11 protein-coding genes are annotated in these 5,047 nt (G+C 60.5%); 6 read left to right on the top strand and 5 right to left on the bottom strand.

The window, feature by feature from the left end:
* The first annotated feature begins 227 nt into the window (after positions 1–227).
* On the top strand, positions 228–614 hold the full coding sequence (locus tag Y708_RS0105770; RefSeq protein ID WP_028279193.1) for a VOC family protein: 387 nt from the start codon (positions 228–230) through the stop codon (positions 612–614).
* A 30-nt stretch (positions 615–644) separates the two neighbouring features.
* Here the strand turns inward: Y708_RS0105770 and Y708_RS0105765 are convergent, their stop codons facing one another.
* A complete protein-coding gene (locus tag Y708_RS0105765; RefSeq protein ID WP_028279192.1) occupies positions 645–1,103 on the bottom strand; it encodes a DUF3817 domain-containing protein in 459 nt (152 codons plus the stop codon).
* A 57-nt stretch (positions 1,104–1,160) separates the two neighbouring features.
* Positions 1,161–2,087 carry an EamA family transporter gene (locus Y708_RS0105760; protein ID WP_028279191.1) on the bottom strand — a complete coding sequence of 309 codons (927 nt, stop codon included), beginning with the start codon at positions 2,085–2,087 and terminating at the stop codon, positions 1,161–1,163.
* 46 nt (positions 2,088–2,133) lie between these two features.
* On the opposite strand from Y708_RS0105760, the gene Y708_RS0105755 reads away from it, so the two are divergent.
* Positions 2,134–2,622: a MarR family winged helix-turn-helix transcriptional regulator gene (locus tag Y708_RS0105755; protein WP_028279190.1), complete on the top strand. Its 489-nt coding sequence runs from the start codon at positions 2,134–2,136 to the stop codon at positions 2,620–2,622.
* 14 nt (positions 2,623–2,636) lie between these two features.
* Here the strand turns inward: Y708_RS0105755 and Y708_RS30850 are convergent, their stop codons facing one another.
* Together Y708_RS30850 and Y708_RS30845 are read right to left on the bottom strand one after the other, a co-directional pair.
* A complete protein-coding gene (locus Y708_RS30850; RefSeq protein ID WP_343212955.1) occupies positions 2,637–2,960 on the bottom strand; it encodes a DUF488 domain-containing protein in 324 nt (107 codons plus the stop codon).
* Positions 2,852–3,148 (bottom strand): DUF488 domain-containing protein, encoded by a 297-nt coding sequence (locus tag Y708_RS30845; protein ID WP_253905699.1) that lies wholly within the window; start codon positions 3,146–3,148, stop codon positions 2,852–2,854. Before Y708_RS30845 ends, Y708_RS30850 begins: the two co-directional genes overlap by 109 nt.
* 177 nt (positions 3,149–3,325) lie before the next feature.
* Between Y708_RS30845 and Y708_RS29005 the strand changes: the two genes are divergently transcribed.
* The 3 genes from Y708_RS29005 to Y708_RS0105735 are packed head-to-tail and all read left to right on the top strand — an operon-like array spanning position 3,326 to position 3,963.
* Positions 3,326–3,487 (top strand): hypothetical protein, encoded by a 162-nt coding sequence (locus tag Y708_RS29005; protein ID WP_155853710.1) that lies wholly within the window; start codon positions 3,326–3,328, stop codon positions 3,485–3,487.
* Positions 3,488–3,504: 17 nt separating this feature from the next.
* Positions 3,505–3,780 carry a hypothetical protein gene (locus Y708_RS29640; protein WP_028279189.1) on the top strand — a complete coding sequence of 92 codons (276 nt, stop codon included), beginning with the start codon at positions 3,505–3,507 and terminating at the stop codon, positions 3,778–3,780.
* Positions 3,781–3,783: 3 nt separating this feature from the next.
* Entirely contained in the window at positions 3,784–3,963 is a 180-nt protein-coding gene (locus Y708_RS0105735; RefSeq protein WP_028279188.1) for a hypothetical protein, read from the top strand.
* Here the strand turns inward: Y708_RS0105735 and Y708_RS0105730 are convergent.
* Positions 3,941–4,486 (bottom strand): XRE family transcriptional regulator, encoded by a 546-nt coding sequence (locus tag Y708_RS0105730; protein WP_253905698.1) that lies wholly within the window; start codon positions 4,484–4,486, stop codon positions 3,941–3,943. The two genes, Y708_RS0105735 and Y708_RS0105730, sit on opposite strands and share 23 nt — an antisense overlap.
* 48 nt (positions 4,487–4,534) lie before the next feature.
* On the opposite strand from Y708_RS0105730, the gene Y708_RS23155 reads away from it, so the two are divergent.
* On the top strand, positions 4,535–5,047 hold a 513-nt coding region (locus Y708_RS23155), incomplete at its 3' end, for a benzoate/H(+) symporter BenE family transporter (protein ID WP_253905697.1).

Here is a 5,047-nt window from a genome sequence, read left to right as displayed (position 1 = left end):
TCATCCCGCCCCGCTATATCGACCCGGCGCAGACGCCACGGCAAAACCGCTACCACCAGATCGGAAGGGTGGCTTGAAACGTCCTTACGCACGTTGGGTCACCGCTGGTGAGCCGCCGGCACTTGGGTGATGGCCAGTGGTCCAAGAAAATTGTATTCAGGACACAGGCTGACCGCATGTGGTTCTACGCTTCATTCATCATCGAAATTCCCGAAAGGACTATCCCCATGGACTGGAAAATTGAACTGGTATCCGTTCCAGTGAGCGATGTTGATCGCGCTAAGACTTTCTACGTGGATCAAGTCGGCTTTATCGCCGATCACGATCAGGTGGTCAGCGACGATCTGCGATTCGTTCAGCTGACTCCGCCCGGCTCTGCATGTTCCATCTGCTTCGGCGTCGGCCTGACCGAGATGGAACCTGGCTCACAGAAGGGCATTCAGATCGTCATTCCGAATGCTGATGAGGCCCGCCAGCATCTCTTGGACAACGGAGTGCAGGCAAGTGACGTCGATGAACAATCGTGGGGCCGGTTTGTCTATTTCGCAGATCCCGATGGCAACACGTGGGCTCTCCAGGAACTACCGGACTATTCGAAGATGAACCAGCAGTAGTCGCTGACTCCCGAAACGCCTGATGCGGAGCTAACTCGATGGGACCGGCGGGCCAATAATGAGGAGCGCTGCAAACACCACGGACACCCCTGCGATAGCCACAAATGCCGCCACCAACGGGTTTCTGAGCACCCACGCCTGCAGTTTTTCGACATTTCCGGCGGGCTTTTCCCGTCCCGGCGCAAGCCTCCAGCCGCCGTCGAGCATGCCCCGACGTTCCAGCCAACGGTCATACGGCACAGTCGCCAGCGGCACGACGGCGGAAACCAACCCCAGTAACGCGGTGCGGAGCGTCCAGCGCTGATTCACCCACACGAAGGTGGTGCTCACCAGGAAAGCCAGAAAGACAAATCCGTGCAGGCCACCCGCCACGGGTATCAATGCATCAGTGGTTCGGGTGACGTACTTCAAGAACATCGCAGTCAGAAGCAGCGCCCATGTCACCGCCTCGGCGATGGCAACAATTCGGAACAGTGTGCGTGGTGTCATGGTGTCTCCTGAGTTCAAACGAGCCACTCTAAACTATCGCAATCCGCGTTCTGGGGCCTACTTGCACGCGACGGTTCCGGACGACTCCAGCGCGGCGGTCGACAACTCCGTGGAGCGTGCCGGGCCAGCTCTCTTGGTGCACGCCAGATTAACCGATACCAGCGAGGCCAGAACAATGACAGCACCAACGAGCTGACCGGTGGAAAGACTCTCGCTCAGAAACAGGTAGCCCAGCAGGGTCGCGACAACCGGGCTGAGCAGTCCCAAGAACACTGTCGAAGAGACAGGCAGCGCGGACAGACCCCTGAACCAGAGGACATAGGCAACCGCAGTGCCCACCAGTGTCAGGTAGAGGTAGCCGAACCCGTTGGTCAGCGAGAGAGCTGGCGGGGCACCCTCAATGATCAAAGCGAAGGGTGCGAGGAACATGCCACCGGCTATTAGCTGCCACGAGGTGACCGTCAGGGGTGAAGCGGGCTGCCCCCACTTCTTTACCAGGACCACCCCGGCTGCCATCGACCCCGCACCGCCCAGCGCAGCAAGCACTCCAAGAAGATCAAGCCTCGACTGGCCGTGAAGGACCAGGAGCGCGACGCCGGCAATTCCCGCAGTGCCTGCCAGAACCTTGCGCACGGTCAGGCGCTCCGTCAAGACGCGGGAAGCTAGAACTGCCACCAGCAGTGGCTGAATCGCCCCGATCGTGGCTGCAATCCCTCCCGGTAGGCGGTACGCAGCAACGAAGAGAAGCGCGAAGAAGATGCCAATGTTCAACGTCCCCAGCACTGCCGCCTTCCACCACCAGGCCCCACGAGGAAGCTGCCGAACCATGACCAGCAGTAGCAGCCCGGCGGGTAAGGCGCGGAGCACGGCCGCGAGCAGGGGCCGCTCCGGGGGCAGAAACTCCGTGGTCACCAAATAGGTGCTCCCCCACACAACGGGCGCGAGGGCTGTCATGAGAATCAGTGGCGTTCGATTGCTAAGCACTTAGCTAATATAGCTTAGTGCTTAGCAACCTGTCTAGACTGTATTCATGACAGACCATGTGGATCGGATCATCGCCCAGTGGAACGCCGAACGGCCGGACGTCGATGTCTCTCCGATGGCCGTAATCGGGAGGCTCTCACGGGTAACCCGGAAAGTGACGCGCGAACTGGATACGGTGTTTGCGGATCACCACCTCGACGCTGCCAGCTTTGATGTGCTGGCAACCCTCCGCCGATCAGGAAAGCCGTTCGAACTCAGTCCGCGGGACCTTGCGCAGAGTTCTATGGTGACCTCAAGCGCAGTAGCTCAGCGACTGAACCGCTTGGAGGAACGGCACCTGATCACCCGGTCCAAAAACCATACTGACGGACGTAGCATCCAGGTGACGCTCACTCCGGAAGGCCGCCGACTCATTGATGCGGCACTCCCTGCTCACGTCAACAATGAAGCACGATTGCTCTCGGCGCTCACCGACGCTGAACGGTCAACACTGGCGGCTCTGCTGCGGAAGCTGGACACATTGTTGCCTGACTAGCAGCGAAAGCGCAGTTATTCCTGATCCCAATAGACTAATCCACCGCTCATCCGCGCTCCGCCCGAAACAGGATGCTCCGTCACCCGCCCACCGGGCATCAGATGCTGTACATCGATTCCATGCAGCAGCACCAGCACATCCGCGACGATCCGTCGGTGGCACCGCCACCACACAGTTTCGCTGCACATGATCGCCGTAGGGCAGTTGGCGCCGAACTCAATCAAGGCATTCAGCCCCGCTGAAAAATCCGCCGTCCTCGTATACGCGGCGTAGGCCCTGAACTGCTCAACCCGCCACCACGGATCGGCGGNGACAGCCGCCGCCGGCCACCCAACAATTCCAGCCAGCGGTATTCAACCCCCTGTGGCGGAAGCTCCGTTTCCAGCGCGGCCCGGGCAAAGTCCGGATGCTTGCGGCTGCCCGGGAACCTGCGTACATCCGTCACGGAATGCACCCCCGCTTCAGCCAGCAGCCCAACAAATTTCTGCTGGGTGCTGGTACCGTGCCCCACCGTATGGATGCGCATGAGTCCAGTTTCGCCGTCGTACACCACCCCACGCCACCTGATGCTTCCGCACACTCTGCAGATCCCTTATTCTGAGCGCAGCCTACCGGCTATCCGGTCACTCATGAACCAAAGGCAGGGCATTCTCACCTGGCCATTTGGGAAGCGTGTGCCGGAACTGTGAGATAGGGTCCAGTCATGGCTGCGGAGCGTGAGGACGAATTTCACTCACCCCTACAACGCGCATTGCTCTTCTTCGACAGCCGGAAGCGCAAGACCTGGGCAGTGGTGGTGTTCATCGTCATCTGGGTGCTCCTTACACTGATCACCCCGGAAAGAACCTCACTTTTGGAATTCTGAGGGGTCTGTATTCCTACGTGGGCATATTTGTCCTCGCGGTCCTCTTCACGCAGGGCGGGATTCTCAGGAAGCCGTTCCTCCTGCCGACTCCGCTGATGCACAAGCAGGCTAGAGCACGGTTTGCCATTCATGAGGAGTGGGAGTCTGCACTTTCACCACGCGAAGCACTGGATACGATCGCCGATGCCCTCAGACAACCGGGAGTGGTTGTTAGACGTATCGGCCCATCAGTGCTGATCCAACTTAGTAAGGACTGGCGCCCCAAGTCCTGGCGACGCGCAGACGCACTTTAATATATGAAGCTGCGCCCCAGCGTGCAGATTTTCGCTGATAAGGCGGACGACCTGACCCTCATCACCAGCTATAACCATGACCACGCTGTGTCAGGCATGTGGGATGGCCTCAAGCTTGCCGATGAAATGAGTGAGGCCGCCCTCGAAACCGCACGAAACGCTACGCGGACGCAGGCGTCCTGATGGTCAGCACAGCTTCCAACGCACCATCCGGGGCTGCGTAGGAGTGCTCAAGGTCGCCAGTCCACCCGTGCGACGAGCCGGCCTCAAGCCGCACCGGAGCGTCCGCTGGACCCGCCTCGACGACACCGCGCACTACCAGCAGATGCTCTGTCACACCGGTTCCATGCGATGGTGACACACGCGCCCCACCAGATGCCATGGTGAGCCAATAAACTTCGGTGGTGCCGCCGTCGTCGTGGTGGCGGACAGTGAGCAGATGCGCGGTCAGTGCGTCATCACTGGTGACCGCACCCTCAACCTCACCCAGCAGGAAAGCCAACGGCACCCGTAACGGCCCTGCGAGCGCATACAGAGTTTCCAGGGTTGGATTCCGGGTTCCGGCCTCCAGCTCGGACAGCGTTCCCTTGCCGATTCCGGCGACTGATGCCAGCCCTGAAAGCGACATACCGCGGTCTGCACGCAGTCCACGAATCCGCTGTCCTACCGCCGCAAGGCCACCTGTCTTGGACATGCTGTTCATCATCCCGTTACGATAACAGTGTTCTGTAAACAGAACGGAATGAGGATAAGCATGAGGCATGAACCAGTGCTGGCCGGGATCGTCACTGCCTTGGTGGGGTTTACGTCGTCCTTCGCAGTGGTGCTGGCCGGGCTGCAAGCCGTCGACGCATCAGATCGAGAAGCCGCGTCCGGCCTGTTCGCACTGACGGTGGTGTTTGGGCTTGGAATTATCATCCTGGCCCTGCGGTACAGGATGCCGATTACGCTGGCGTGGTCCACCCCGGGAGCCGCTTTGCTGGCAGGGATGACAACGTACGACGGCGGCTGGCCAGCCGCCGTCGGAGGGTTCCTGATCACGGGGGTCCTGATTGTAGCCACGGGCGCAATCCCTGCCCTTGGCCGCCTGGTGGGCGCCATCCCCATACCGCTGGCCCAAGCCATGCTCGCGGGTGTGCTGCTCCCCCTGTGCCTTGCCCCTTTTCAGGCTGCCGCGACCATTCCGGCCCTGGCTCTTCCGGTGATTGCGGTGTGGCTGATCGCGATGCGCCTGGCGCCCCGATGGGCTGTTCCGCTGACGCTGGCT

It is taken from the genome of Arthrobacter sp. H5 (assembly GCF_000520595.1).
Classification (GTDB): domain Bacteria; phylum Actinomycetota; class Actinomycetes; order Actinomycetales; family Micrococcaceae; genus Arthrobacter_D.
This window is presented reverse-complemented; position numbering and strand designations above follow the sequence as displayed.

Bases quoted from the DNA above. Each gene is read 5' to 3' on its own strand.
- Y708_RS0105735 (WP_028279188.1), top strand. From the start codon at position 3,784: ATGAAGCTGCGCCCCAGCGTGCAGATTTTCGCTGATAAGGCGGACGAC.
- Y708_RS0105770 (WP_028279193.1), top strand. From the start codon at position 228: ATGGACTGGAAAATTGAACTGGTATCCGTTCCAGTGAGCGATGTTGAT.
- Y708_RS0105755 (WP_028279190.1), top strand. From the start codon at position 2,134: ATGACAGACCATGTGGATCGGATCATCGCCCAGTGGAACGCCGAACGG.
- Y708_RS0105765 (WP_028279192.1), bottom strand. From the start codon at position 1,103: ATGACACCACGCACACTGTTCCGAATTGTTGCCATCGCCGAGGCGGTG.
- Y708_RS0105730 (WP_253905698.1), bottom strand. From the start codon at position 4,486: ATGATGAACAGCATGTCCAAGACAGGTGGCCTTGCGGCGGTAGGACAG.
- Y708_RS29005 (WP_155853710.1), top strand. From the start codon at position 3,326: ATGGCTGCGGAGCGTGAGGACGAATTTCACTCACCCCTACAACGCGCA.